This window comes from Williamsia muralis, assembly GCF_002735905.1.
Classification (GTDB): Bacteria; Actinomycetota; Actinomycetes; order Mycobacteriales; family Mycobacteriaceae; genus Williamsia; species Williamsia muralis_A.
In genome coordinates this window covers 715,293-741,377 of the sequence record NZ_PEBD01000004.1, presented here as the reverse complement: position 1 = coordinate 741,377, position 26,085 = coordinate 715,293, and the positions used below count along the sequence as shown (strand labels likewise).

Sequence of the window (26,085 nt, the reverse complement as noted above, 5' to 3'; positions counted from 1 at the left end):
CATGACCGAGACGCTGAAAGACCGCATCGAGAACGGTCGAGCTCCGCTTCGCTCCGTCTCCGGCATCACCAGTTCGAGTGCCAGTGCACTGGGGATCGATCTGCCGGTGGAGCGGCCGGTCGCGAAACCTGATCACTCGCTGACCCCACCCGGGGCGACAGAGCCCGGCGGTCGCTGGGGCCCGCTCCGCGAGACCACGGCCAAAGCGGTTCGGCGGCCTCTGTTCGTCCTGACCGTGCTGTTCGTCGCGTTTGTCGGGGTGTCGGCGTTCTTCCCGTCCTGGTTCACTTCCTACGACCCCTACCGGACCGCCCCGGCCGACCGACTGTTGGCGCCGAGCACAACGCACCTGTTCGGTACCGACGAGATGGGCCGCGACCTGTGGACGCGGACACTGTACGGATCAACCTTGACGATCGAAGCGGCTCTGATCGCCCTGGCCATCGCAGTCGTGGCCGGACTCACGCTCGGCGTGATCTCGGGGTTCTTCAGCGGCGTCACCGATTCGGTGATCATGCGGTTCGTCGATGTGCTGCTGGCCATTCCCGGCCTGCTGCTGGCCTTGGCGATCGTCACCGCGCTCGGCTTCGGCACCGTCCCCGTCGCCATCGCCGTGGGTATCGGCATCGTCCCAGGTTTCGCCCGGACGACCCGCGCCGAGGTACTGAGGGTCAAGACCCTTCCCTACGTGGAGGCGGCCCGTGCGGGTGGCGCCTCGTGGACGCGAGTCCTGTTGCGGCACATCTTGCCCAACTCGTGGGGTCCGGTCGCGGTCCTCGCCGTCCTGGACTTCGGTGTCGCGATCATCGCGATCGCTGCACTGAGCTTCCTCGGCTTCGGTGCCGCACCACCGCAGGCCGAGTGGGGCACCCTCGTCTCCACCGGACGCAACTTTCTCGTCACTGCCCCGTGGGTCTCGCTGATGCCCGGTCTGTTCATCGCGATCACGGTGCTTTCGCTCAACCACATCTCCAAGACCCTTCAGGAACTCGAACGATGACCACCAGCCTCCGCAAGTCGGCATCTGATGCTCGCGTCCCCATCGTCGACATCCGTGGCCTGACCATCGGCTACCGACGGAACCGGCAGGTGACGCCTGCCGTCCACAACCTGGATCTGCAGGTGAATCCGGGCGAGGTGGTTGCGGTCGTCGGCGAGTCGGGTTCCGGCAAGACCACCACCGCGAACGCGATCATCGGGTTGTTGCCCGCCAACGGGCGAGTGACGTCTGGATCGATCAAGGTCGGCGGTGTGGAGATCGCCGGCGCCAAGGAGAAAGTGGTTCGGCGACTTCGTGGTTCGGTCGTAGGACTCATCCCGCAGGACCCGATGGTGGGACTGAACCCCACTCAGCGCATCGGGGTGCAGGTCGCCGAAGCCGTGAAGCTGCGTGGTGTCCGCGGAGCCGAGATCGGTGACGAGGTGATCGACGCTCTCACCAAAGCGGGCCTCGACGACCCCGCCGAACGTATCCGCCGCTACCCACACGAACTCTCCGGTGGTCAACGTCAGCGCGTTCTGATCGCGATCGCGCTCGCCGGCAAACCCGACCTGATCATCGCCGACGAACCGACCAGCGCGCTCGACGTCACCGTGCAGGCCCGCATCCTCGACCACCTCGAGTCACTCGTACGCGACACCGGCACCGCCCTGTTGATCATCACCCACGATCTGGCGGTCGCCGCGGACCGCGCCGACCGGGTGATCGTCATGCAGCACGGGCACATCGTCGAAGAGGGTTCGCCGGCAAGCATTCTCGTCGAGCCCGACAACTCGTACACCCGCCGACTGATAGCCGCGGCACCCGCGCTCGCCCAGGGCGGCGTCATCACACCCCGTTTCGTGGTCGCTCCCGACCGGGTCGAGGTCGACAATCCCATCATCGAACTCGACTCGGTGACAAAGAGATTCGACGTGAGCGGGGGCGAGCCGTTCACCGCCCTCGACGGGATCTCCGTTCGCGTCGCCGCCGGCCGGACCCACGCCCTCGTCGGAGAGTCCGGATCGGGCAAGACCACCACTCTGCGGGTGGCCATGGGCCTGGAGAAGCCGACATCAGGCCGGGTTCGCTTCGAGGGCACCGACATCACCGATCTTTCCTGGCGTGAACTCCGACCGCTGCGCCGGCGATTCCAGCTGGTTCATCAGGATCCGTTCGCCTCACTCGATCCACGCTTCACCGTGCGCGACAGCATCATCGAGCCGCTGGTGTCGTTCCGGATCGGTGATCGCCGCTCACGCCATCACAAAGCCGCGGAACTGCTCGACCAGGTGGGCCTGCCCCGCGACCACCTCGATCGGTTGCCGGTCGAGTTGTCGGGTGGCCAACGCCAACGTGTGGCCATCGCCCGTTCCCTGGTGCTCGAACCCGAAGTGGTACTCCTCGACGAACCCGTATCGGCGCTCGACGTCTCGGTGCAGGAGCAGATCCTCGAACTGCTCGCCGAACTGCAGGAGCGTCTCGGCCTGACCTATCTGTTCATCTCCCACGACCTCGCCGTGGTCGCTCAGGTGGCACATACCGTGTCTGTGTTCGAAAAAGGCAAGATCGTCGAATCCGGCTCTGTTGCAGACGTATTCCAGCATCCGTCGAATCCGTACACCCAGCGCCTGCTCGACGCCATCCCAGGCAAACGCGCAGCCGCGCGCACCGCTTCGCTGACCCACTGACCATCTGATCTCCCACTCTCGCTGTACCGACCCGAACCGAAAGGCATCACGGTGACCACTTCCGCCACCACAACAGACCATTGGCTCGACCAGTGGCATCTCTGGCGCGCCGACCGCGACGTCGCCGCGACCGCACCCCACGGTCTGGCTTCGGTCACCGGCACGTACTGGCTCGATGATCAACCGCAGACAATCAACTCGCTTCCCGGGTCGTGGACGGCCGTTGATGGCGCGGCCGTTGTCAGCCGTCCCGGCGAGGCCGATGCCCCCCTCGATCCCGGCTCGAAGCAGGATTTTAATGACGTGACGGTGGCTGTCCTCGCCCGTGCAGGACGCGTGGCAGTCCGGGTCTTCGACCCGCAAGCGCCCACCCGCCTGGCACTGTCAGGCATCGAAGCTTTTGACCCGGATACGTCCTGGGTTCTGGATGGGACCATCGAACTCGACGCGGACGAACTGCCGTTCGATCACGTCGACGGGTTCGTGGGTTCGAAGGCCACTGCGACCATAAGAGTGACGGTGGACGGGACGGCGCTTACGTTGTCGGGCATCGCGAGGCCGGACGGGGGCGCTCAACTCGTGTTCGCCGACTCGACCAACGGCAGCGAAACGCAGCGGTTCCGATTCCTCGACGTCGAGCCGGCGGACGCGGACGGCCGCGTGGTGGTGGACTTCAACCGGGCCTACCTGCCGCCGTGTACGTTCACCGATCACTACCTGTGTCCGCTGCCGCCGCAGAACAACCGGTTCGACTTCCCGGTACGGGCCGGCGAACGCCACCTGATCGCGAAGGGCTGATCAGGCGGCGGCCGGCGCTTGTGCGTCAGACGCGCTCGAGAACCACCACGGGGATGGGACGCGACGTCTTGGTCTGGTAATCGTCGTAGTCCGGCCACACCTCGACCATGCGAGACCACATCGCCGGCTTCTCCTCGTCGTTGGCCACTCGCGCTCGAACGGCAATCCGCTCGTCTTTGACCTGGATCTCCGCTTCGGGGTTGTCCTGCAGGTTGAGGAACCAAGCAGGCGGCGCGTCTGCTCCACCCTTCGATGCCACCACCAGATAGGCATTGTCTTCCCAGGTGCGGAAGATCAAGGCATGCCGTCGCTCGTCGCCGGACTTTCGACCCTTGGTGAACAGGATGAGTATCTCAGTACCCTTCCAATGGAAACCCTCTTCCCCGTTCGTCTCGAGATAACGCTGGACGTGCGGTTCGCCGTGTAGTTCATCAACATTTGCCATCACTACAGCGTGCCAGCGAAGTTGTGATCAGTCGAGCATGTGCCGGATGTCGTCGGCACTGACGGTCGATGAGAACCTGTTCCCGTCGTCGACCACGGCACTGAACAGCTCCCGTTTCCGGTTCTGCAGCGCAACCACTTTCGCCTCGATGGTGTCAGCCGACACCAGCCGGTACACGGTGACCGGCCGGGTCTGGCCGATTCGGTGAGTGCGGTCGACAGCCTGCGCCTCGGCCGCCGGATTCCACCAGGGGTCGCACACGAAGCAGTAGTCGGCCTCGGTCAGGTTGAGGCCGAAACCGCCCGCTTTGAGGCTGATCAGGAAAACCTGGGTGGTGCCCTCGGTGAACGCGCTGACCGCTTCGGCGCGTTCACGCGAGGACAGTGAGCCGTCGAGGTAGCTGTAGGTGATGCCGTCACCGTCGAGTTCGCGCCGCAGCACGTCCAGGAAGCCGGTGAATGAACTGAAGATCAGGGCACTGTGTCCCTCGGCGATGAGCTCAGGAAGCTGCTCTCGGATGAAGTCGACCTTCGCCGACGCAACCTCGGCGTCCGCCGGATCGACGAGTCCGGCGTGCAGACTCAACTGCCGGAGCATGGTCAACGAGCGGAAGATCTGGAAGCGGTTCTTCTCGAGGTCACCCAGCAGCCCGAGGACGATCTCGCGTTCGCGCACCAGACGGGTGTCGTAGATCTTGCGGTGCCTCGCCGACAGCTCGACGTGCAGTATCTGCTCCTGCTTGGCCGGGAGATCCCGAGCGACTTGGTCTTTGGTGCGCCGCAACATCACCGGCTTGATCCGCTTGCGCAGCACGGGGAGACGTTCGGGGTCTTCGCCTTTCTCGATGGGTTTGCGGAAATAGTCTGCGAATGCCTTGGGGTCGGGGAACAGTCCCGGCACGGTGATCGAGAGCAGTGACCACAGTTCCATCAGATTGTTCTCCATCGGCGTACCTGTGATGGCCAACTTGAACGGTGTGGTCAAGCGCCGTGCGCACAGATGCGCTTTCGAGTTGCGGTTCTTGACAAACTGGGCCTCATCGAGCACCAGTGCCGCCCACTGTTGTTCGTCGTAGGCTGGGAAATCGATACGCAGCAACGCGTAGGTGGTGATCACAACATCGGCGTCGGCGATGATCTCGGCCAGGGGCGTACGCCCACGCGCTTGCGTCGCTGTGATGGTGACCGCTCGCAGATCCGTGAACCGGTGGCATTCCGAGGCCCAGTTGTTCACCACACTGGTGGGTGCGACCACAAGGAACCGGCCGGTCGCGCCGTTCTCTCGGGCCCGGGCGAACAAAGCCAGCGTCTGCAGGGTTTTGCCGAGCCCCATGTCGTCGGCCAGTACGCCTCCGAAGCCGTTGTCCCACAAGAAGGACAGCCAGTTCAGCCCGTCGAGCTGGTAGTCACGCAGAGTCGCGTCAAGCATCGCCGGTGGTCGGACTGGTTCCGGTGGCCGTGCCGCACTGAGCTTCGCGATGCGCTCCTGCCACGCCTGCAGCTGTTCATCGACCACGCCGAGTTCGAGCAGTTCCTCCCACAGTGTGACGTTCGTGGGTACTGCGGGCACCCTCCCGGACTCGGCCTCACCGAGCACCTCCGCCTCGTCCATCAGCTGACGCAGCTTCACGAGTTCGGGTGAGTCCAGCGGGAAGTAGACGCCCGATGGCAACAGCATGTGCGTTGCGCCGGTGGACAATTCGGCGAGCACCTCCGCGATGGGTATCTGCTCACCGTCGACGTCCATGGTGATGTCGAGATCGAGCCAATCGGTGTCGGCAGATTGCGAGCCCGCGATGCGCAGCCGTGCCCGCTCGGTGACCTGCCGGTAACGCTGCGCCACCTCGGCGACCTCGACGATCAGGTCGTCGCGGCCTGCGAGTGCCGGTAGCACCTCGGCGCACAGCCGCGCCGTTTCAAGGGGGTTCAGGTGCACGTCGTGCCGCAAGAAGTGCGTGGTGACACCGTTGACGGCCTCCGCGTAGTCGGCGGGTTCTACCTCGTCGGTCTGCCGGACCCGGCCAGAGCCTTGCTGTGCGTCGAAGGCCGCGATCAGTCGCCGTCCGGCCGCGCCCGAGGTGAGGGCGACCGCAGCCAGCGCATCGCGAATCGACTCCCAGATCCGCTCCTCGACCACTCGGTCTCGCCATGACGGCTGTGTGCCGATGGCGTCGTCCAGGTCGCGAGGTGTGCTGTTGACCAAGTAGCGCATCGCCCAATGGGTATGCGCGACATCGCCGGTGAAACGGACGGTCATCACCGGCGTCGGGCCAGAGATGGTGGGCGCCACGAACACCGAGTCGTCGACCCGGATCGGTACCGACTCGCGGAGCCGAGGCAACACCACATCGGCGAATCTGGAGACGTCCGCGGCGGGGATGACAATCGGTTGGTCACCTTGCAGCAACGCCGCGGCGGGCGCGTCGGCCGAGTCGAAGGGGGCGAGGGTCAGGACGCCATCGGCATCGAGATAGCCGATTCCGTGCGGATCGGCCTTTCCCAGAATGGTCACCTCAGACGTCGGCACCGCGTTGCCGTCGATGGTCACCTCAATCGAGACGTGGGCATCGGCTCCGACCTCTCCGCTGACCGAGACGGTGAGCCCAGCCCGTTTGGCGACGTGCACGGTATTGATCCCCGAGGCCGGATCACCGAGCAGACGAATATCCGCTGCTGCTGCTGCATCGAGTTGTTGCCAGATGGTGGCAGGCGCTTCCGCGAGGATCAGCCCGTGCGGAAGTCCGTACGGGGTGGTCCGCATGGAATCGCGCGCCATCGACTGCAGCACCGAGAGCTGTTGTGCCGCAAATGTTCCAGACTTGATATCGATGATGGCCGGCCAGTCGACACCTGACTTGATCCAGGCGCTCCGGGTGCCCGGTCGCATCGGCCGCAACGCGAGCTGGGTCCGGCGAGCGCGCGATGCGAACAGCGAAGGCGAGCTGAGGAACGCCTGCAGCGCAAGCTTTTCGGGAGGTTTCGGGTGGTTCTCGGAGTAGAGCACCTGCAGCGTGCGCTCCCATTGCGGCGAGCGTTGGATCGGCGGAGTGGCTGCGGTGGCGGCCTCATCCGCGAAGGTCAGCAGTAGTGCGACGGCATGCTTGCAGAAATAGCCGACAGGACACGTGCATCCGGCATCGGCGAGCTTCCAACCAGGGCCGAGGTGGCTGAAGGCGACGCGCACCGAATACGTGGCGACGCCCGTGCCCTGACAGCGCCCGGTGAGTCTGCGTTTGCCGTCGTCCCATTGCACGGCGGCGACACGGTGTTGTCGCGCATACGCCGACCCACGTTGAATCGCCCCGGCGTCGAAGTCGTCCTTCAACGCGTCCGGGGTGATGGTGTGCGCCCACTCGGTGGTCATTGGTTGCAGGTTATCGCCGCACGCAGACACGACGAGGCCGGCAGGGGTGAGACCTGCAAATCGGCTTGACGTGGCGGGGCGCTCTTGGGACGTTGTGCGTGCACCGACGACAAAGGACTCACCGTGGACCAACTCAATCGCCGCAAGGAACGCCAGGGCGATCGCGCACTGCTCGACCAGATACTCGACGAAGCCAAAGTGGCCACCGTGACCACAGTGGTCGACGGCCTTCCCTGGTCTGTTCCGATGCTCTTCGCTCGGCACGATGACGAGATCCTCTTGCACGGTTCCACAGGAGCAGGCGCTCTGCGACACATCGCAGCAGGTGCCCCGGTGGCGCTGTCAGCGTTCATCGCCGATGGACTCGTGGTGGCCGACACGCTCTTCGATCACTCCATGAACTACCGGTCGGCAGTTGTTCGCGGTGTCATCGAGAAGTCGTCGCTCGACCCGGCGCAGGCTCTGACCGCCCTCAGCGACAGCATTCTCCCGGGCCGCAGTGCCGAGGTGCCACCACACACGAGCAAACAACTGGCCGCGACACTGGTGCTGTCACTACCCATCATCGATGGGCAATGGATCACGAAGGCGCGCAGGGGCGGCCCCGGTGACGACGATGCTGCCGGCTGGACCGGCGAGGTGCCGATGCGACTGGTCTACGGCGAGCCGGTCACCCATACCGCCGGTGACGTTCCGGAGTCGGTGCGGCGGTTGGGGTGACGGGGCGGCGGCCGGCCAAGTTCGCTCCGCTCGCCTGCGTTCGAGCCGGTTGCACCGGGCTCGAACGCAAATAGGTGGAGCGAATTCAGTCGGGTGGGTCGAGCTCGGTTGATTGTCAGACCCCTCCTCTAAAATCGAACACATGAGCGAAACGGCCGATCTGATCGCCGCCATCCAGCAACTGGATGCCGGCGCGTTGGTGGCCGTCCGCGAGGCCGTCTCGCAACAACTGCTGGCGGTGCCGTTGTCGTCGATGACCGACGACGAGGTGGTCGCGGCCACCGCGATGGTCGAGACTGGCGCGCGCCGAGATGATGCGGTGAAGATCCGATGGGCGGTGGAACTGCGTGAGCGTGGTGTCGCGGCAAAACGAGGACTCAAGCCGGCCAGGTTTCTCTCGACACTACTGCGGCTCACCCCCTCCGAAGCCAGCGCCCGCAGCAAAGCCGCTGAGCGAGTGGGGTATTGGCACGAACTCAACGGAGAACTGCGGCCTGCCGCGTATCCGGCTGCAGCGGCGGCGATGGACGCCGGTGACTTGGAGTTTGCGCACTACCGGGTGATTCACCGCGCACTGGCCAAGTTGCCCAATTCTCTACGGACGCCAGGACACTGGTCAACCATCGAATCGGATCTGGCAAACCAGGCCTGTGCGCTGTCGCCAGATCAGCTGGAAAGCGTTGCGCAGCGGTTGCTTGCCTACCTCAACCCCGATGGCGAGTACACCGACGACGCCGACCGGGCCCGCCGTCGCGACCTGACGCCGGGGCGCCAAGACGTCGACCACATGAGGGGATCTCCGGGACGCTGGATCCCGCGACTCGTGCACTCTGGGACGTTGTCGCAGCGAAATGGGCGCAGCCAGGCATGAACAACCCCGACGACCCCGAATCACCCGGCGGCGACACCGATCTCGTTGACAGCACGGTTCTCGCTGCCGCCGCCGAACGAGACAACCGCACACAGGGTCAACGCAACCATGACGCGTTCAAGAAGATGCTGGAGACGGTCGTCGGGTCGGACACTCTCGGAAAGCACCGCGGACAGCCGGCCATCGTCGTGGCAACCATGACGCTCGACGATCTGGAGGCCGAGACCGGCATTGCCACCACCGCATCGGGAGGCACCCTCCCCGTCCGGGATGCACTCGCACTGGCAGGTAGCAACCGAAAGTTCCTTGCGCTGCTCGACAACGCACACCGGCCGCTGTTTCTCGGCCGCGAAAAACGTCTGGCATCGGCGATCCAGCGAATCGCATTGATCGCGGCCGAACGCGGATGTTCGCGACCCGGCTGCGATCAGCCTGCCACCCGGACCGCAGTGCATCACATGCACGAATGGAAAGACGGTGGACGCACCGACATCACCGTCCTGACCCTCGTATGCGACGGCGACCACGCTCAGGTCCACGACGGAGAGGGCGGCTGGATCACCGAGCTCATCACCTCGGAAACCGGACCCCCAGAATGGGTCGGCCGCGTCGGGTGGAGGCAACGCGGCACCGACGACGCGCTGACTCCGAACGACACGCATTTCCCCGACCGGCGATACCAGCGAATGGTAGACGAACGGCGCGAATAAGAAGAAGCTCACGCAGCATGGTTTCGCCAGCGAGCCAAACACGAACTGGCCGAGCAAAAATGGCGGATCGAGCACCCGATCTGGCATCGAGAAGAACAACGCTGGATCGACGAGGTGGCACAGCTACCCGACCCCTGCCCACCTCCCGAGAGTTGGTTTGAGGATGTCGCATAGCCGTCTGGCCGAAACTGTTTCAACCAGTTCAGATCTCGACACCACCGATGCGCCGGAGACGTTCCGTCCGCCACCCGGCGCGGGCTTCAACCGTGCTGTCGTCCAACGCCTCGATCTCGGCGGCGAGCCGGTCACCCAGCTCCGGCAGAAAGCCGCCCAACGCGGCCTCGGGAACCACCACGTCCACGATGCCGGCGGCGTGAAGATCGGTGGCACGGATTCCCTGGCTCCGTGCCATGTCGGCCGCGTGGTCGGTGTCCCGATAGACAATCAGGCTGGCGCCCTCCGGCGGCAGCGGAGACAACCACGAGTTCTCCATGGCCACCACCCGATCCGCAGGGAACAGTGCCAGCGCGGCTCCCCCAGCCCCCTGACCCAGCAGCACCGCCACCGTCGGCACCGTCAACGCAGTCAGCTCCGCGATGCAATGAGCGATCTCGTTGGCCAGGCCCGACTCTTCGGCTTCGGCGGACAGATCGGCGCCCGGAGTGTCGATCACCGTCACCAGCGGCAGATGCAAACTCTGCGCCAACCTCATACCCCGGCGGGCAAGCCGCAAATCTGCAGGTCCCACCAGCGAGCCGGGCACCTGACGGTTGCGGTCCTGCCCGACCACCACCACCGAATGCCCACCAAAACGCGCCAACGCGAGAATGATGCCGCTGCGCGAATCCAGTTCGCCGCCACCGGCCAATTCCACCGCCTCGTCGGCCGACTGGCGCAGCAACTGACTCACGCCTGGTCGGCCGGGATCCCTCGATTGCTCCACCACATTCCAGGCCGACGATTCACCCACAGTCCCCTCGGACAGTGCCGGGGCAGAAGACGGCACGGCCGGCTCACGTCGCGAGTGATCGGCGTCCACCAGCGGATCGACCAGAAGCCTGATGATGCGTGATGCGGTGAAACCCAAATCATCAACCGCCACAACAAGATCCACCAGACCGTGTGAACGCAGGTTCTCCGACACCTGGACGCCCTCAGGAAACGCCTCGCCGTACAAGCCCTCATACACTCGCGGGCCGAGAAAGCCGACAAGAGCGCCCGGCTCGGCCAACGTCACGTGTCCCAGCGACCCCCACGAGGCGAACACCCCACCGGTGGTCGGATGACGCAGATACACCACGTACGGAAGATGCGCGGCTTTGTGATCTACGACTGCCGCCGTGATGTTCACCATCTGCAGAAAAGCCGCAGTCCCCTCCTGCATCCGCGTCCCGCCCGACGCCGGGAGGGCGAGCAACGGCAGACCTTGAGCAGTCGCTCGGCGGATCGCGGTGACCACGCGACGTCCCGCGTCCCTGCCGATCGACCCGCCCAGAAAACCGAACTCACTGACAACAACGGCCATTCGCACCCCGTTGACGTCCGCTTCACCGCAGATGATCGACTCGTCGAGTCCGGTGTTCTCGCGGGCGCGACCAATGTCCGCGGCGTACCCGGCATCGTCCGGAAGCGCCGTGATCTGCGAGTCCCACGGGTGCCAACTGCCCTCGTCAGCGAGCTTGGCCAGCAATTGCGTCGCCGAGATGCGCTCGGGTCGATCCGTCCGATCAGTCACCCATCAACCGTAGAACCCTTGCCCACCGTTGCCAGCGCAGATGGCGGATTCGTCACGTCCCGGTCAGAAGTACTGGGCTCCTCCGTCGACCGAGATGTGTTCGGCAGTCATGAACGACGACTCGTCCGACGCCAAGAACGCGACCACGTTGGACACCTCATCCGGGGCTGCTGCGTACTGGTTGAGAAACGGAGTACCCATGGGCGCCAATCGCGGATTGGCTGCATTGGTCTCTTCGATGCGGGCCACCATGTCGCCCGACCCCATCGGCGTGGCGACGGCACCCGGATGCACGCTGTTGACCCTCACGTTGTGCGCACCCAATTCGGCAGCGAACGCCCGGGTCATGCCGGTGACGGCATGCTTGCTGGTGGTGTAGTGCACCATGAACGGCTGCACCTTCTTTCCGGCATACGAGCTGATCAGAATGACCGACCCGCCTCCACGCTCGACGAGGTGAGGCGCCGTCGCCATCACGGTGTTCCACACGCCGGTGACGTTGATGTCCATGTGATCGCGGAACATCTCCGGGGTCGCCTCGTCCCAGGTGGCCGGAATACAGATGCCGGCGTTGGCGACCACGATGTCGAGCCCACCGAACTGGTTCACCGCATCCGCGGCGAGGGTCCGTAGCCCCTCGAGGTCGCGAACATCGCCCTGACGAAGAAGTGCGCTGCGACCCTCGGCCTCGACCAAATCCGCGGTCTCGGCGAGTTCGGCCGGCGTCGCCGAGTCGTACGGAACACCCGGCAACTGCCCGGCAAGATCAACACCCACGATGTCGGCGCCTTCACGCGCCAGCCGCACCGCATGCGCGCGACCCTGTCCGCGGGCCACTCCCGTGATGAATGCGACCCTGTTCGCCAGCCGTGTCACTACGCCCACCAATCGTTGTTCCCCGCGGCACGTCGCCGTCGCGAGCGCTCGAACCGACTGTAATTGGCCTGCATGAGCTGAGATGCAGTGGTCGCTCAGATGCACTTAACTTCGGCCTGAGTCGAATCCTTCCGCGGTATCGCGAATCAGCGAATGCTCACCGGCATGAGATTCGACGGCATGACTATTTCCACCGAAGTCCCCTGGTGGGCCGAACCACGGCGATGTACCGGAGCGACTGCCGGACAGTCATGACGTCGCCCGCATCGTAATCACTCCGTATTCGATTCTCGAACAACATCATTCGCACAAACACAGGAGATCGTTGCATGAGCAACACCAACCGTTCCGTCGCCATCATCGGCGCAGGTCAAACAGGCGTCTCGGCGGCCGTCGGCTTCCTCAACGCAGGATTCGACGTGACCGTCTACAGCGAGCGTGATCAGAGGAGCTTGCTGCACGACGTATCCGCCACCGGCACCGCGGTGACGTTCGGCCTGTCGCAGCAATCCGAGACGGCCTTGGGTGTCGACAACTTCGCCGGCCGGGCGCCGCAGGTCACCGGGATCAGCGCTCGCACCATCACCGGCAGTGGGCACGACTACACCGAGCTCCTCGACTTCGACGCAGAGTTCCCCGGATTCGAGGCGATCGGTGTCGACACCAGACTCAAGGTCGACGAGCGTCTCACCCTGTTCCTCGAAAAGGGTGGTCGGTTCGTGGTCGAGAACGTCGATCCGGGCCGCCTCGACTCCATCGCAGCCGAGAACGACCTGACCCTTCGTCGCCACCGGCAAGGCCGGACTGTCCAGCCTGTTCACCGTCGACGAATCACGGTCACCCTACAAGAGCCCACAACGCAGCGTCCTCCTGCTCACCGTGACCGGGCTGGGTCACGACCCAGATGTGTTCGCGCACCGCAGCCCCGCGGGCCCGAAGCACCAGGCGTTCAACTTCGCCGACCAGGGCGAGGGCTGGTGGGGCCCCTACCTGCACAAAGACGCCGGACCGTCATGGTCGTTCCTCGGGTGGGCGCAACCCGGCAGTGAATGGGAACGCCGGTTCCAGTCGGTCACCGACGCGCACTCAGCCCACAAAGTAGTGATCGACTTGCATCGCGAATACTTCGACTGGGACCTGCCCGAGGTGCTCAGCACCCAGGTCATCGAGGAGGACCCTCACTCCTGGCTCCAGGGAGCGGTCACGCCCACCGTGCGAAACGCGCTCGGGCACACGGCAAGTGGACACCGGGTGGTTGCTCTTGGTGATACAGCCGTGGCCTACGACCCCATCACGGGCCAAGGAGCGCAGAGCGGGTTCATCCAGGCCGCACAGTTCGTGGCCGCCGCCAAGGACCACGAGGGCGAGTTCGACGACGCCTGGATCACCGCCACCTACAACAACTTCCTGACCAGCCGTGTGGACGCCGCCAACCTCGCCACCCGGATCTTCCTGCGCGACCCGGTGTTCCAAGAATACGCCGCGGTGCTGTTCCCGGCTGCGGCAACCAACCCCAAGTTCGGCTCAGCGCTGTTCGGCCTGCTCTCGGATCCGTCGCCGGTGCTCTCCATCAACTCCGTAGACGACGCCAAGTCGCTGATCACGCAGGTGACCGGAGAGGACGCCGACTCCATCCTCGCGAAGTTCGAACCGGCAGGGAGGTTCTCACGGTCGACCTACCGTTCGCTGACCCCGGTCGGCTGACCACCTGAACCAACGGGCGATGGCGGCGATCCGTGATGGATCGCCGCCATCGCCCGTTATTGTCAGCACCATGACTGTCGAAGAGCGGCGAGCGGATCTGGTCGAGGCCGCGCACCGCCTCGCCGATCACAGCCTGGTGATCGGCACGGGTGGCAACCTGTCGACGAGGGTCGGCGATCGGGTGCTCGTCACAGCCAGCGGTGCTGTTCTCGAATCGCTGACCGCCGACCAATTGGTGGTGACCGACCTCGACGGACACGTAGTCGAGGACACCGATCACGTCCCGACGTCCGAGCTGCTCCTGCACCTGGAGATTTACCGCTCCACCGATGCGGCCGCGGTCGCACACGCCCATCCGGTGGCTTCCATCGCGGTGGCCAACCTCGTCGATGAACTGCCTGCGGTGCATTACACCGCGGCGTTGGTCGGTGGCGCCGTGCGCGTGGCGCCCCACGAGATCTTCGGCACCCAGGAACTCACCGACGCCGTGGCCGAGGCGCTGACCGAGCGGACTGCCGCCCTGATGCGCAACCACGGTTCCGTCGCCTACGGCCCTACGGTCGAAGCAGCCTGTGAGCGCATCGAATTGGTGGAATGGCTGGCCGAGATCTACTTACGGACAGCCGCCGTCGGCGATGGCGCCGTGCTCAGCCGAGACCAGCTGATCGCGGTGGCCGTCGCCGCGGCGAACTGCGGCTACTCACCGCTACCCAGGAGATGATGCATGCAGGTCGTGACGTTCGGAGCCCATGTACTCGATGTGGTTGTCCACCCGGTTGATTCGATACCTGACGGCCAGGGCGCGGCCCTTGTCCCCCACATCCGGTTGGTGCCCGCGGGGCCGGCCGGTGGCACCGCCATCACGCTGGCCAAACTCGGAGCGGTGGTGTCGACGGTCGGCGCCGTCGGTCGCGACGACTCCGCCGACCTGCTCATCACGATGCTGCAGCGTCGCGGTGTGGTCACCGAACACCTTCTGCGAGTGGATGATCAACCGACGTCGATGAGTGTGTTGCCCATCCGCAGCAACGGCGACCGGCCCGCACTGCACATGCCCGGCGCCAATCTGGCGTACCCGCTCGATCGTGTGCCGCTGGACCTTCTCACGTCCGCGGATCACGTACACATCGGCGCGCCCGAACTGCTCAACCCATCGGAATTGGCAGGGGTACTGGAACGAATCCGGGCCGCGGGTGTCCGCGTCTCGGCCGACATTCTGGCGCCGGGAGATCCCGGGGTGCTGTCGTGGATCGAACCCGTTCTGCCACACCTGGATTACCTGCTGCCGAACGACGAGCAGGTGCTGGGCTTCACGGGTGCCACCGATCTTGTGGCCGGTTGTCGCGCCCTCATCGACCGGGGTGTGGCGTGTGTGGCGGCCACTGCGGGCGCAGACGGTGCCTGGGTTGTCACCGGCGACAGTGCCGAACGCGCCGCAGCCACCGATGTCGAGGTTGTCGACACCAGCGGCTGCGGTGATGCGTTCTCGGCCGGATTCATCGCGGGTCGTCTCCGCGACTTCAGCCTGCTGCGGTCAGCTCAGCTCGGCTGCGCGGTGGCCGGAGTGGTCGCCACCGGGCTGGGCAGCGATCACGGCGACTTCGACTGGGAATCGGCAACCGCCGGCCTACCGGCCTGAGGTTGCCGCCGGCCTGAGGTTGCGAAAGAGACAGGTCCGTCAGACGCCTTTCACGGCGTCGGCGATGGGCGTCTGACCACCGGTGAACTCAACCGTCGTTCCGACGCTGGACTGCGTCTCGAGGACTGCAGCCAGGACCTCTGCCACGTCGTCGCGGGACACGCTGGTTCCGGCTTCGGCGCCGCGTTCCTTGGTGGCGATCCGGCCCGTACCGGGTTCATCGGCGAGAGCGCTCGGTCCCACGATCGTCCAGAGGAGTGTGGTCTGACGGAGATGCTCGTCGGCTGCCGCCTTGGCTTCGGCGTAGGCATGGAACGAATTGTCCTCGGGAACACCATGATCCGGTCCGGCACCGAAGTACGACACCTGGACGTAGCGGGTGATGCCGGCCTGCTGCGCCGCGTCGATACTGCGGATGGCGGCATCACGGTCCACGGCGTACGTGCGCTCGGGGCTGCCACCCCCGGCGCCGGCAGAGAACACCACGGCGTCGTGGCCCTTGATGGCCTCGGCGATCTCGTCAGTCGAGAGGTTTTCCACATCTGCGATGACCGGGGTGGCCCCGGCCTGCGTGATGTCGTCCGACTGGTCTGGATTGCGGATCAGGGAGCTGACCTGATGTCCCTGGCCGGTCAAGATCTTGGCCAGCTTCAGCGCGATCTTGCCGTGGCCTCCGATGATGGCGATTCGTGACATGCATCGTTCCCTTCGTCGTTGATGGGCCCTGCGTGTTGGAGCACTGAGGAGCACAACAAGACCGGCCGTCGCGACATTCCGAGGGGCACGGTGATGGGAACAGCCCGGTCGACGGGAACTTCGGCCCGGTCGACGGGAACTTCGGCCCGCTCGACGGGAGTAACGGCCCGCTCGACGGGAGTTACGGCCCGGTCGACGGCAACAAGAGCCCGGTCGACGGGAGTAACGGCCCGGTCGACGGGAGTAACGGCCCGGTCGGCGGGAGTAACGGCCCGGTCGGCGGGAGTTACGGCCCGGTCGGCGGGGGGACAGACAGAACAGCTCCACCCGTCCCAGTCGCAGACGGGTGGAGCTGCCGGTCAGAACAGGCGCGCTACTTCTGGGCAGGCAACACGTGCTCTCCGGTCTTGTCGCAGGACAGTGCCAGCGAGCTGATGTACTGCTTCTCACCGTTCGGGCCGGGTTTGTTCGAGGCGAGCATGTCGGGGCGCTCGAACTCGATACCGGTCACCGAACACAGCAACTTGGCATCCGACGGGTTGCCGTACTCGTCGAACATCGGCAGGTCGATTCCGTCGTCGGTGCGTCGCAGGTAGTACTTGCCCTTGGTGATCACCGCGATGATCGGCGGCAACACCAGCGCGAGGATGGTTGCGACGATCGGCGAGTACGGCTGGATGGCATCACCGAAAGCGTGGAAGTACACCAGCACCGACAACCCGCCGGCGAGGATCACGCTGACGAACCCGACCGGGTTGAAGTTGTACAGCATCCCCCTGCGGAACTCGGGCACCTTGGGCGAGAGCTTCAGGACGTACTTGTTGAACACGATGTCCGAGGCCACCACGACGATCCATGCGATGGCGATGTTCGCGTAGAAGTTGAGGATGTTGTTCAGGAAGCTGAACATGTTGGCTTCCATCAACACCAGCGCGATCGCCACGTTGAAGAAGACGAAGAACAGTCGACCCGGGTAGGTCTTGGTGATACGGGTGAAGCTGTTGGTCCAGGCCAGCGAGCCCGAATACGCGTTGGTCACGTTGATCTTGATCTGCGAGATGACCACGAGGATGACGGCGAGGGTCATCGCCAACCAGTGCGGCATGAACTCTTCGTAGACTGCGAGGAATTGCTCCACGGGTTCGTTGGCGACTCCGGCCTGGTCGGCGAAGTTCATGATCAGGTAGACGGCCAGGAACAAGCCGACGATCTGCTTGATCGCACCGAAGAACACCCAGCCCGGTCCTGCGGTGATCACAGCGATCCACCAGCGACGCGAGTTCTCCGGTGTCTTGGGAGGCATGAACCGCAAGTAGTCGATCTGCTCGGCGATCTGCGCGATCAGCGACAGACATACACCGGCGGCGAGCATGATGCCGGCGAAGTTGACGCCGTGTCCGCCCTGGGCGTCGGTGCCGCCACTGAATGCGAGGAAGTCTCCGATCGCGTCGGGGTGCTTGATCACGAGGTAGACAAACGGCAGCACCATCATCACCAGCCACAGGGGCGTGGTCCACACCTGCAGTTTTGCCAGTGTGTTCATGCCGTAGATGACCAACGGGATCACCATCACCGATGAGATGAGGTAGCCGAGCCACAGCGGGATGTGGAGACCCAGTTTGAGGCCCTGCGCCATGATCGAGCCCTCGAGGGCGAAGAAGATGAACGTGAAGGACGCGAAGATGACGTTGGTGACCACCGAGCCGTAGTAGCCGAAGCCGCTGCCACGGGTGATGAGGTCGAGGTCGATGTTGTACCGGGCGGCGTAGTACGCCAGCGGGTAGCCGGTGAGGACGATGACCACCGCGAAGATGAGGATGCCCCACAACGCGTTTCCCGTGCCGTTGGCGATGCCGATGTTGGCACCGATGGCGAAGTCGGCCAGGTAGGCGATGCCACCCAGAGCCGACGTGGCGACCACCGCGGGGCCCCACTTGCGATAACTGCGAGGCGCGAAACGAAGGGTGTAGTCCTCCAGCGTCTCGCTCATCGCGTTGATGTTGGTCGGCAATTCCCCCGCGGCTATCGGATCCACCGTTTTGTCTGCAGACATATCTCTCCCTCGCGTCATGCCCACGTTTTCTCTGAACCAGAGACTGCGAGGAACGTAAGGCCGCCGTGTATCTGGGAGGCTGCAGCCGTGTTACCACCACGAAAACCCACTTGAGCACGGGGATCGTCGAGGGGTCGTGGCCAGGACCGGTTTGGAAAGGCCGGGGAGGTTCTACTTCCCGATGAAGTTCGGCTGACGTCGCTCGACCCGGGCGGCGCGGCCCTCGGCCATGTCCTGGCTCTGCCAGGCCCTGACCATCGCTGCGACGTGGTCGGGTGCGGCCTCGTCACGGGCACCGTCGTCGCCGAGAACCAGCTTGTAGTGCTGCAGGGTCAGTGGGGCCAGCGCGGCGATGCTCGCGGCCCACTGCTGCGCCTCGGCCAGATCGCCGATCCGGTTGGCGAAACCGACGGCAGCAGCTCTGTCGGCACTGAGCGAGTCACAACCGATCAGGATGCCCGCCGCATCACCCGCACCGACAAGCGAGACGAGACGCTTGATGGTCCATTCGTCAACTGTCACACCGATCTTTGCTGCGGGGATGCCGCACCACGCCGACGGCGACATCACCCGCAGATCAGCGGCCATCGCGAGCTGGAGTCCGGCCCCCAACGCGGCGCCGTTCAGCGCGGCGATCACCGGTACCGGGACGCTCTCGACAACCCGGAGCATCGCCAGCAGTTCATCGAGAAAGGTCTGCTCGTAGACCGGGCCGGACAGATCCGCGCCCGCACAGAAAACGGTTCCCTGACCGGTGAGGACGATTGCCCGCACCCCCGACCCTGCCGCGTCGGTCATCGCCACCGACAGCGCTTCCACCAGTTCGTAATTGAGTGCGTTCCGCTGCCGCTCTCGCTGCAGTTCGATGGTCAGCACATCGCCATCCCGGCTGGTCCCAATCATGGGCGTCAGCGTACCGCTATTGTTCGACAGGTGAACTCCAACGCCTTCGGAGACCGGGCGCGTACCGATGTACTCGTCATCGGTGCCGGGCAGGCGGGCCTATCGGCCGGGTATTACCTGGGCAAATACGGCCTCCGTGATCGAACCATGATCGTCGACCACTCCCCCGGGCCCGGAGGCGCGTGGCAGTTCCGTTGGCCGACATTGACTTTGGCCGGGGCCAACAACGTGCACGACCTTCCCGGCTTCGGCCTGTCGGAAGCGCTCGGCGTCGAATGCGACCAGTGGCCGGCGTCCACGGCGGTGCCCGACTACTTCGGTCAGTACGAACAGCGGTTCGGACTCGACGTGCATCGACCTGTCGACGTCCGGTCGGTGTCATTCGACGGCGACGACTTCTTGGTCTCGGCCTCTGATGGCTCACAGCTGATGGCGCGCACCGTGATCAACGCAACCGGAACCTGGGATCGACCATTCATCCCGTATGTGCCGGGTATCGAGACGTTCACCGGGACACAACTGCACACCCACGACTACAGCAGGCCGACCGATTTCGACGGTAAGCGTGTTCTCGTGGTGGGAGCCGGCATCTCGGCCATCCAGTTGCTGATCGAGATCGCACGCAATGCCGAAGGCGCACAGACCTTTTGGTGCAGTCGCACCGAACCCCATTTCAACAGTGCCCCGTTCACCCCCGAACATGGCCGGGCCGCAGTGGCGCGCGTCGAGGAACGTGTGCGCGCCGGGCTTCCGCCCGGGTCGGTGGTGTCGGTGACGGGGCTGCCCGAGAACGACGCGATACGCGCCGCACGCGCGGACGGCATCCTCGCGTGGCGACCGATGTTCACCCGCATCACACCCACGGGAGTGTGCTGGGACTGTGGGACACCCGAGGGCGGAGGTGGCGGTGGTGATCATCTGGATGTCGACGTCATCCTGTGGTGCACCGGCTTTCGGAGCGCCCTGGACCATCTGGCGCCACTGAAGTTGCGGGCTCCGGGCGGCGGCATCGTGATGACCGGCCGGCTGGCGACCGTCGTCGCATCAACACCTCGTTTGCAACTGCTGGGCTATGGCCCTTCTGCCTCCACCATCGGCGCGAACCGCGCAGGCCGCGAGGCGGCCCGGGTGGTGCAGAACATTCTCGCCTGACGCGCCAGTTCGACTGGTGCCGCGGCCGCAGCACAGTGGCAGTGCACTGCAACGTTCAGACCACATTCCGCCCGAAATCCGGTTCGTCCTCAGCTGAGATGGTCAAATCGATCTACAGCGGGTCGGGCCGAGGTGAGGTGTGCGATGCGATACACGGACAGCAGACGTGGCCCGGGCCGACGCCGGACTTTATGCGCCGCGGCAACGATTTCCGTGCTCCTCGCCTTCATCTCGGTTTCCCCAGCCGCTGCCGACAGCATCCAGGGATCAGACAGCGTCAAAGAATCGACGGTGTCGCTGTGGGAGGTACCCACGCTTCCCGGCCCGGCTCAGAACACGCATCATGAGGCCTCCCGCCATGTCGGCGATCACCCGGGTTCGGCGCCGCCCGGCGTCAACGACTTCGCCTGCACCCCATCACCGACGCACCCGCGGCCGGTTCTTCTGCTCCACGGCACGGATTCGAGCGCCTACTCCGATTTCGCGAAGATCGGGCCCCGGCTCGCCGCCGAGGGCTTCTGCGTGTTCGCGGTGAACTTCGGCGGGCGTGCGGGTGGCGACAACTTCGGCACCGAAGACATCGTGGAGAGCGCTCGGCAGGTGGGCGGCTTCGCGGCCGAGGTACTGAAAGAGACGGGAGCCACGAGGCTGGACATCGTCGGGTATTCGCAGGGCGCCACGGTCGGCCGGTATTTCGTCAACCGCCTGGGTGGGTCGACGAAGGTCGGGCATTGGGTGGGTCTGGCATCCCCGTCGTACGGCAGCTCCCTGTACGGGTTGGTGCCGATTGCCGCCCGGATCCCCGGCGCTCTCGACGTCGCCGCCACCGTGATCCCACCCGAGCTGGTCTCCACCGCACTGTGGCAGCAAGTGCAGGGTTCACCGCTGCTCGCCGAACTCAACGATGGTGGCAACGACACGGTCCCCGGCGTCGAGTACACCACTATCGGCACGCAGGTGGACGAAGTGATCCAGCCGGCGGCGACCGTTGCACTCAAAGGTGCCGGCGCAACAAATCTGTTCATCCAGGATCGCTGCCCGGCCGATCTGAGCGGCCATTTCCGTCTGCCTTACGACGACTATGCCGTCGGGCTTCTACTCAATGCCCTCGATCCGGCCTCGGCGGCACCCACCTGCAGGCCGATCGCGCTGGGCACGGGCATCCTCGAGATGGTGATCGCGGAGAATTCGTGAGGCTGGCGATCACAAAGCGCCCTCCACATATGGCAAACATTGACATTCTGTTGTGTTTTCCCAACAATTGACCGTGTGAGTCCGGTCAAGAAGGCAGGCCATCTGCCGATCTACAACCGCATCGGCGTCCTACGCGCCGAGCGCCGGATGTCACGCGCGCAACTTGCCGAGCTGGTGGGCGTGAACGTCCAGTCCATCGGATCGCTCGAACGCGGTGACAACTATCCCAGCCTCGACCTGGCATTTCGCATCTGCGATGTGTTCGGGCTCCCGGTGGAGGCCGTCTTCAGTCGCCACGAGTTCGGGGCGATGTCGACGCAGTTGTATCGCACGAATGGAGGGCCAACATGAACGATCCCAACTCTGTCATCCCACAGCAGGCCATCCCGGGATGGTGGCGCGGGTACGAGTCGGCGCAAGCACGACGGCATCAGAAGTTCATGGCGCGCTCGGGCACAAGGTTCAACGGTCTACGCAACCGACGGTCGGCCCGCCGGTTGATCATCGCGCTGATCGCCACCATGCTCCTCATCTTCGCAACGGCCATCGCGATGTTCTTCACCGATTGGGCGGCCGTACCGTTTGTCGGCCTGGTCTTCTGCGCGCTGCTGCCCCTGGTCTACGCCTTGAAGGTGGTGACCCTCAACGTGTCCGACGCGCCGGCCGCTGTGCTCGATGAAATCCAACTGGCCAGCCGTAACGCCGCACGTTCCATCGCCTACACCGCGCTCTGGATCTCGATGTTCATCCCGTACGCGATTCTGCTCATCCTGTCGACCGGGCGCGGCGACAGCGTAGACGCGCAGGCCATCTACGGCAGTGCCGTTCTGCTCATCATCCTCGTGACCGCCGCCACGTGCATTCCCACCTGTCTGATCGGATGGTGGTTACCCGACCCCGATCCAGAGGACTTCGCCACCTATCCCCAGGTGGTGGCCAATGAAAACGTCAGCCAATCAGGAGGATTCGAACAGTGAACGCTCCCCTCATCGTCGACGGTCTCAGTAAGAGATACGGGTCCCTCAAGGCCCTCGACAACATGTCCTTCACCGTCGCCCCCGGCGAGATCTTCGGATTCGTCGGTTCCAACGGCGCCGGAAAATCCACCACGATGCGCATCATCCTCGGTGTGCTGTCGGCAGATTCGGGTCGAGTACTGCTGGGCGATTCCCCCATCGACCTCGACACGCGCCGTCGCATCGGATACATGCCCGAAGAACGTGGCCTGTATCCCAAGATGAAGGTGGGCAAACAGCTCTCGTTCCTCGCACAGTTGCACGGCCTGTCTCGCGCCGAGGCCGATGACCAGGTAGAGACCTGGGTACGACGGCTGGGTGTGTACGAGCGGATCAACGACGACGTGAACAGCTTGAGCCTGGGCAATCAGCAGCGTGTACAGCTGGCGGCCGCTCTTGTTCACAGCCCCGATGTGCTGGTGCTCGACGAACCGTTCTCCGGCCTGGATCCCGTCGCCGTCGACGTGATGAGCGACGTGCTCAAAGAAAAAGCCGCGCAAGGTGTTCCGGTCATCTTCTCGAGCCACCAACTCGAACTCGTGCAACGCCTGTGTGACCGGGTCGGCATCATCTCCTCCGGCACCATGCGGGCACTGGGCACCGTGGACGAACTCCGGTCGGCCGGCGAGATCCGGCTCGACGTCGGCGCACCACAAGCCCCGCCCGGCTGGGCCGATCATCTGCCCGGGGTTGTCGGCACCATCCAGAACGGGTCGATCACCACGGTGAGCATGACGCCGGGAACTGACGAGCAGGCAATTCTGACCGCTGCCCTCGCCACGGGGCCGGTCACGCACTTCGCCCAATCCCGACCCGACCTGACCGAACTCTTCCGAGAGGTTGTATCCGCATGAGTGTGAACGCTTCCGACCCGAACAAGCACCCGACGTCCGGCTCGGGCCGGATGAGCGCGTGGCGAGCCATCAACCTGGTTGCCAGGCGCGAGATCACCACCCGCGCGGCCACCAAGTCGTTCCTCATCACCAACGTGATCCTGCTGGTGGTCATCGTCGCCGGCATCATCGTTCTCTCGATCTTCACCGGCGACGACAAACCGACGAAAGTCGGACTGGTGGGCGACAACTCGCAGTTGTCGGAGACGATCGTCGCGGTCGGCGACGCATCCGGGGAGAACATCGAGATTGTGCCCATCGGCAACGCCGACGACGCCCGCGCGCAGGCGAAGGAAGGCGACGTGAAGGTCGCGTTGGTCCCCGGCGCCGCCGGAACCAACAACTACGAAGCCGTCACCAAAGACGACCTCGACGGCAGCCTCGAAGGTGTGTTGCGAACGGCCGTGAGTCAGGACGGGTTGACCAAGGCCCTGGCCGCGGAGAACGTGGACCTTTCGGCCATCAGCGCCGACTCCACACTCACCGTCAGCGAGACAGACCCCGCCAAACCCAATGAAGGGCAACGTATTGCCGTGGCGCTCGTCGGTGTCTCACTGCTGATGTTCGCCGTACTGCAAGGCGGTTCCATGGTGGCGGCGGGAGTCGTCGAAGAGAAGACATCCCGGGTGGTCGAGTTGTTGCTCGCAACGATCAAACCGCTACATCTGCTGTGGGGCAAGATCGTCGGCATCGGATTGATGGCCTTTGCGCAAGTGGTCCTGTTGGGCGGTACCGCGCTCGTAGCCGCCCTTGCCACGGGCATTCTCGACGTGCCCACGGCGGCCGGTTCGATGTTCGTCGCGGTTGTCATCTGGTTCGTGCTGGGATTCGTCTTCTTCGCAACCCTGTACGCCGCAACGGGCGCAGTGGTGTCGCGGCAGGAGGAGCTCGGATCGAGTTCGGCCCCGCTCACCATCCTCGCGATGGCGGTTGTGTACTCGGCCTACTTCGGCATCGGCTCCCTCGACAGCACGTTGATGCAGACGCTGGCGTGGATACCGCCGTTCTCGGCGTCGATCATGCCGGTGCGGATAGCAACCGGGGACGCAACGGTGGTCCAGGTGATCGTCACCATCGTCCTGATGATGATCGCTTGTGCGGTGGCGGCGTGGCTCGCCGCCCGCATCTACCAGCGCAACATCCTGCGCACAGGGGCCCGCGTGAAGTGGAAGGAAGCCATCAAGGGCTGACCGAGCGAGTCGCCCCGAAACGGTCCTCGACGAGTTGGGCGGCATGCGTGGCGGCGGCGCCAGGTGCGATCAGTGCACCGGCGACCGCCGCCACTCGTGTACTGACAGCAGGGTCGAGGATCACCTCCAGGCCGGCCGCCAACCGCTCGGCGGTCAAGCCCTTCAATCGGCAAAAGGTCCCGAGGCCAAGAGTTTTCACCTGCCGGCCCCAGTACGCCTGGTCGGCGCCACCGTGGCAGACCATCGTGGGCAACCCGGCCCGCAGTCCTGCGGCGGTGGTTCCTGCCCCACCGTGATGCACCGCGGCGCGGCACCGTGGCAGCACGGCCGCATGATCAAGCGATTCGGCGAAGAACACTCCGTCATCCGACGGGTCGGGTCCGGTGGTCCGCCCTTTCATCGTGATCAGCGCGCGGACCCCGACCGCCGCACAGGCTTCGGTGATCACCCGGGTGAGTGCGGCCGAATCGAGGACCGGCACACTGCCCACCGTGACGAAGACCGGTGGATCACCTGCTGCCAGCCACTGATCCAGAGCCCGGGTGGCCTCCTGGGTTGCAGCGGCATCCCCAGCTGCTTCACCTCGCGCGTCGGCGGGAAGATCGAGGTAACCGACGATCGGCTTGCGACTGCCCCATTCCTCGACCAGACCGGGGAACAACACTGGATCGTAGGCCTGGATCTGAAGAACCTCGCCTGTCATCAATCTCTGGTGGAGCGACTGCTGCACAGCGGGTAATCCGAGCCTTTCGCGGAACGAGTTCTCCGCACCTCGCCCGACCATGAACCCCAGCGCGTCGGCCAGCTTCCACGACGCACGATTGATCGCAGCCGGACCTGGCAGCACGACTCCGGGAACGGCGCCGACCACGCCGTTCTCTGAGAACGGTCCGAAACGCAGCACCGAGAACGGCACGCCGAGCTTCTCGGCGATCGAGTACATCCGTTCCTGACAGAGGGGTCCGCTCACCACACCGTCCACGCCGGTGAGTTCGGCGTCGGGTCCGGTGAGCAGATCCACCGCGTCAGCGTCGAACGCTGCGAAACCCTCCTTGATCGCAGCGCCGGCCAGCCGCAACTTCATGTACGGGTTCTTGGTCCGCAGGATCTCCTGCCCTCGCGGGCTGTCCCACACCGAGGCGGTGTCCGAACCCACCGAATACGCGATCAGGCCGAGATCCCGGGCGAGCGGGACGAAGTTCGGCGGCACGACCATCCTGACGTCATGGCCGCGACGCTGCAGATCGAGCCCGAAGGCCAGACCCGGCTGGATGTCGCCGCGGCTGCCGTAGAACATCAACACCAATCTCATGCCCGCACGATAGACAACGAAAAGTGTTGTCGCTGCGCGGAATGATGCCGCAGTGAGGTCCGGATGACCGCGGTAACGCGGGTGTAACCGCGAAGAAACTCCAGACGCCTAGCGTCGCCCGATATGACCCACGCTGACTCTCCGT

The 26,085-nt window shown here is 64.7% G+C and carries 22 protein-coding genes and 1 pseudogene; 15 read left to right on the top strand and 8 right to left on the bottom strand.

Going from position 1 to position 26,085, the window contains the following annotated elements; translation table 11 throughout:
• Window position 1: 1 nt before the first annotated feature.
• Genes CSW57_RS04175 through CSW57_RS04165 form a run of 3 tightly spaced genes read left to right on the top strand, consistent with a single transcriptional unit; the run spans window position 2 to window position 3,468 of the window.
• Window positions 2-1,000 carry an ABC transporter permease gene (locus CSW57_RS04175; protein ID WP_223249020.1) on the top strand — a complete coding sequence of 333 codons (999 nt, stop codon included), beginning with the start codon at window positions 2-4 and terminating at the stop codon, window positions 998-1,000.
• A complete protein-coding gene (locus CSW57_RS04170; RefSeq protein WP_099381552.1) occupies window positions 997-2,670 on the top strand; it encodes a dipeptide ABC transporter ATP-binding protein in 1,674 nt (557 codons plus the stop codon). Before CSW57_RS04175 ends, CSW57_RS04170 begins: the two co-directional genes overlap by 4 nt.
• A 51-nt stretch (window positions 2,671-2,721) precedes the next feature.
• Complete coding sequence (locus CSW57_RS04165) at window positions 2,722-3,468, top strand: DUF1684 domain-containing protein (protein ID WP_099381551.1); 747 nt, start codon at window positions 2,722-2,724, stop codon at window positions 3,466-3,468.
• Between the two features lie 25 nt (window positions 3,469-3,493).
• Here CSW57_RS04165 and CSW57_RS04160 read toward each other — a convergent pair whose 3' ends face one another.
• On the bottom strand, window positions 3,494-3,913 hold the full coding sequence (locus tag CSW57_RS04160; protein WP_099381550.1) for a nitroreductase family deazaflavin-dependent oxidoreductase: 420 nt from the start codon (window positions 3,911-3,913) through the stop codon (window positions 3,494-3,496).
• Between the two features lie 27 nt (window positions 3,914-3,940).
• Window positions 3,941-7,276: a DEAD/DEAH box helicase gene (locus tag CSW57_RS04155; RefSeq protein WP_099381549.1), complete on the bottom strand. Its 3,336-nt coding sequence runs from the start codon at window positions 7,274-7,276 to the stop codon at window positions 3,941-3,943.
• A 123-nt stretch (window positions 7,277-7,399) separates the two neighbouring features.
• Here CSW57_RS04155 and CSW57_RS04150 point away from each other — a divergent pair, with 123 nt between their 5' ends.
• The 3 genes from CSW57_RS04150 (at window position 7,400) to CSW57_RS24765 (ending at window position 9,577) form a co-directional block, all read left to right on the top strand.
• Entirely contained in the window at window positions 7,400-7,996 is a 597-nt protein-coding gene (locus tag CSW57_RS04150) for a pyridoxamine 5'-phosphate oxidase family protein (RefSeq protein ID WP_223249019.1), read from the top strand.
• A gap of 142 nt (window positions 7,997-8,138) precedes the next feature.
• The gene (locus CSW57_RS24770; protein ID WP_099381547.1) at window positions 8,139-8,867 is read left to right on the top strand and encodes a DUF222 domain-containing protein; all 729 of its coding nucleotides are present in this window, start codon (window positions 8,139-8,141) and stop codon (window positions 8,865-8,867) included.
• Window positions 8,792-9,577 carry an HNH endonuclease signature motif containing protein gene (locus tag CSW57_RS24765; protein ID WP_317615569.1) on the top strand — a complete coding sequence of 262 codons (786 nt, stop codon included), beginning with the start codon at window positions 8,792-8,794 and terminating at the stop codon, window positions 9,575-9,577. Before CSW57_RS24770 ends, CSW57_RS24765 begins: the two co-directional genes overlap by 76 nt.
• Window positions 9,578-9,779: 202 nt before the next feature.
• On the opposite strand, the gene CSW57_RS04135 is transcribed toward CSW57_RS24765, so the two are convergent.
• Entirely contained in the window at window positions 9,780-11,312 is a 1,533-nt protein-coding gene (locus tag CSW57_RS04135; RefSeq protein WP_099381545.1) for a carboxyl transferase domain-containing protein, read from the bottom strand.
• 63 nt (window positions 11,313-11,375) lie between these two features.
• Window positions 11,376-12,188 carry a mycofactocin-coupled SDR family oxidoreductase gene (locus CSW57_RS04130; protein WP_099381544.1) on the bottom strand — a complete coding sequence of 271 codons (813 nt, stop codon included), beginning with the start codon at window positions 12,186-12,188 and terminating at the stop codon, window positions 11,376-11,378.
• Window positions 12,189-12,517: 329 nt separating this feature from the next.
• Between CSW57_RS04130 and CSW57_RS04125 the strand changes: the two are divergent.
• The 3 genes and pseudogenes from CSW57_RS04125 to CSW57_RS04115 all read left to right on the top strand — a co-directional run bounded on the left by CSW57_RS04125 (window position 12,518) and on the right by CSW57_RS04115 (window position 15,531).
• A pseudogene (locus CSW57_RS04125) lies at window positions 12,518-13,892 on the top strand (styrene monooxygenase/indole monooxygenase family protein).
• Between the two features lie 70 nt (window positions 13,893-13,962).
• On the top strand, window positions 13,963-14,613 hold the full coding sequence (locus CSW57_RS04120) for a class II aldolase/adducin family protein (RefSeq protein ID WP_099381543.1): 651 nt from the start codon (window positions 13,963-13,965) through the stop codon (window positions 14,611-14,613).
• Between the two features lie 3 nt (window positions 14,614-14,616).
• Window positions 14,617-15,531 carry a carbohydrate kinase family protein gene (locus CSW57_RS04115; RefSeq protein ID WP_099381542.1) on the top strand — a complete coding sequence of 305 codons (915 nt, stop codon included), beginning with the start codon at window positions 14,617-14,619 and terminating at the stop codon, window positions 15,529-15,531.
• 39 nt (window positions 15,532-15,570) lie between these two features.
• Here CSW57_RS04115 and CSW57_RS04110 read toward each other — a convergent pair whose 3' ends face one another.
• From CSW57_RS04110 to CSW57_RS04100, 3 genes are all read right to left on the bottom strand, one after another.
• Window positions 15,571-16,227, bottom strand: a complete 657-nt coding sequence (locus CSW57_RS04110; protein ID WP_099381541.1) for an SDR family oxidoreductase — start codon at window positions 16,225-16,227, stop codon at window positions 15,571-15,573.
• Window positions 16,228-16,600: 373 nt separating this feature from the next.
• The gene (locus tag CSW57_RS04105; RefSeq protein ID WP_099381540.1) at window positions 16,601-18,280 is read right to left on the bottom strand and encodes a purine-cytosine permease family protein; all 1,680 of its coding nucleotides are present in this window, start codon (window positions 18,278-18,280) and stop codon (window positions 16,601-16,603) included.
• 171 nt (window positions 18,281-18,451) lie between these two features.
• On the bottom strand, window positions 18,452-19,183 hold the full coding sequence (locus CSW57_RS04100) for an enoyl-CoA hydratase (protein WP_099381539.1): 732 nt from the start codon (window positions 19,181-19,183) through the stop codon (window positions 18,452-18,454).
• A 30-nt stretch (window positions 19,184-19,213) separates the two neighbouring features.
• Here CSW57_RS04100 and CSW57_RS04095 point away from each other — a divergent pair, with 30 nt between their 5' ends.
• The 6 genes from CSW57_RS04095 (at window position 19,214) to CSW57_RS04070 (ending at window position 24,628) form a co-directional block, all read left to right on the top strand.
• Window positions 19,214-20,335 (top strand): NAD(P)-binding domain-containing protein, encoded by a 1,122-nt coding sequence (locus CSW57_RS04095; RefSeq protein WP_099381538.1) that lies wholly within the window; start codon window positions 19,214-19,216, stop codon window positions 20,333-20,335.
• 144 nt (window positions 20,336-20,479) lie between these two features.
• On the top strand, window positions 20,480-21,529 hold the full coding sequence (locus tag CSW57_RS04090) for an esterase/lipase family protein (protein WP_099381537.1): 1,050 nt from the start codon (window positions 20,480-20,482) through the stop codon (window positions 21,527-21,529).
• A 75-nt stretch (window positions 21,530-21,604) separates the two neighbouring features.
• Complete coding sequence (locus CSW57_RS04085; protein WP_099381536.1) at window positions 21,605-21,880, top strand: helix-turn-helix transcriptional regulator; 276 nt, start codon at window positions 21,605-21,607, stop codon at window positions 21,878-21,880.
• Complete coding sequence (locus tag CSW57_RS04080) at window positions 21,877-22,506, top strand: hypothetical protein (protein WP_189339125.1); 630 nt, start codon at window positions 21,877-21,879, stop codon at window positions 22,504-22,506. Before CSW57_RS04085 ends, CSW57_RS04080 begins: the two co-directional genes overlap by 4 nt.
• A complete protein-coding gene (locus CSW57_RS04075) occupies window positions 22,503-23,399 on the top strand; it encodes an ABC transporter ATP-binding protein (RefSeq protein ID WP_099381535.1) in 897 nt (298 codons plus the stop codon). The genes CSW57_RS04080 and CSW57_RS04075 overlap by 4 nt, the downstream gene beginning before the upstream one ends.
• Window positions 23,396-24,628, top strand: coding sequence for an ABC transporter permease (locus CSW57_RS04070; protein ID WP_099381534.1), 1,233 nt, complete (start codon window positions 23,396-23,398; stop codon window positions 24,626-24,628). Before CSW57_RS04075 ends, CSW57_RS04070 begins: the two co-directional genes overlap by 4 nt.
• Here the strand turns inward: CSW57_RS04070 and CSW57_RS04065 are convergent.
• Complete coding sequence (locus tag CSW57_RS04065) at window positions 24,618-25,940, bottom strand: glycosyltransferase (RefSeq protein WP_099381533.1); 1,323 nt, start codon at window positions 25,938-25,940, stop codon at window positions 24,618-24,620. The genes CSW57_RS04070 and CSW57_RS04065 overlap by 11 nt on opposite strands.
• Between the last annotated feature and the right edge of the window lie 145 nt (window positions 25,941-26,085).

Bases quoted from the DNA above. Each gene is read 5' to 3' on its own strand.
- CSW57_RS04110 (WP_099381541.1), bottom strand. From the start codon at position 16,227: ATGTCACGAATCGCCATCATCGGAGGCCACGGCAAGATCGCGCTGAAG.
- CSW57_RS04090 (WP_099381537.1), top strand. From the start codon at position 20,480: ATGCGATACACGGACAGCAGACGTGGCCCGGGCCGACGCCGGACTTTA.
- CSW57_RS04155 (WP_099381549.1), bottom strand. From the start codon at position 7,276: ATGACCACCGAGTGGGCGCACACCATCACCCCGGACGCGTTGAAGGAC.
- CSW57_RS04170 (WP_099381552.1), top strand. From the start codon at position 997: ATGACCACCAGCCTCCGCAAGTCGGCATCTGATGCTCGCGTCCCCATC.
- CSW57_RS04070 (WP_099381534.1), top strand. From the start codon at position 23,396: ATGAGTGTGAACGCTTCCGACCCGAACAAGCACCCGACGTCCGGCTCG.
- CSW57_RS04105 (WP_099381540.1), bottom strand. From the start codon at position 18,280: ATGTCTGCAGACAAAACGGTGGATCCGATAGCCGCGGGGGAATTGCCG.
- CSW57_RS04100 (WP_099381539.1), bottom strand. From the start codon at position 19,183: ATGATTGGGACCAGCCGGGATGGCGATGTGCTGACCATCGAACTGCAG.
- CSW57_RS04120 (WP_099381543.1), top strand. From the start codon at position 13,963: ATGACTGTCGAAGAGCGGCGAGCGGATCTGGTCGAGGCCGCGCACCGC.
- CSW57_RS04115 (WP_099381542.1), top strand. From the start codon at position 14,617: ATGCAGGTCGTGACGTTCGGAGCCCATGTACTCGATGTGGTTGTCCAC.
- CSW57_RS04065 (WP_099381533.1), bottom strand. From the start codon at position 25,940: ATGAGATTGGTGTTGATGTTCTACGGCAGCCGCGGCGACATCCAGCCG.
- CSW57_RS04175 (WP_223249020.1), top strand. From the start codon at position 2: ATGACCGAGACGCTGAAAGACCGCATCGAGAACGGTCGAGCTCCGCTT.
- CSW57_RS04160 (WP_099381550.1), bottom strand. From the start codon at position 3,913: ATGGCAAATGTTGATGAACTACACGGCGAACCGCACGTCCAGCGTTAT.
- CSW57_RS24770 (WP_099381547.1), top strand. From the start codon at position 8,139: ATGAGCGAAACGGCCGATCTGATCGCCGCCATCCAGCAACTGGATGCC.
- CSW57_RS04080 (WP_189339125.1), top strand. From the start codon at position 21,877: ATGAACGATCCCAACTCTGTCATCCCACAGCAGGCCATCCCGGGATGG.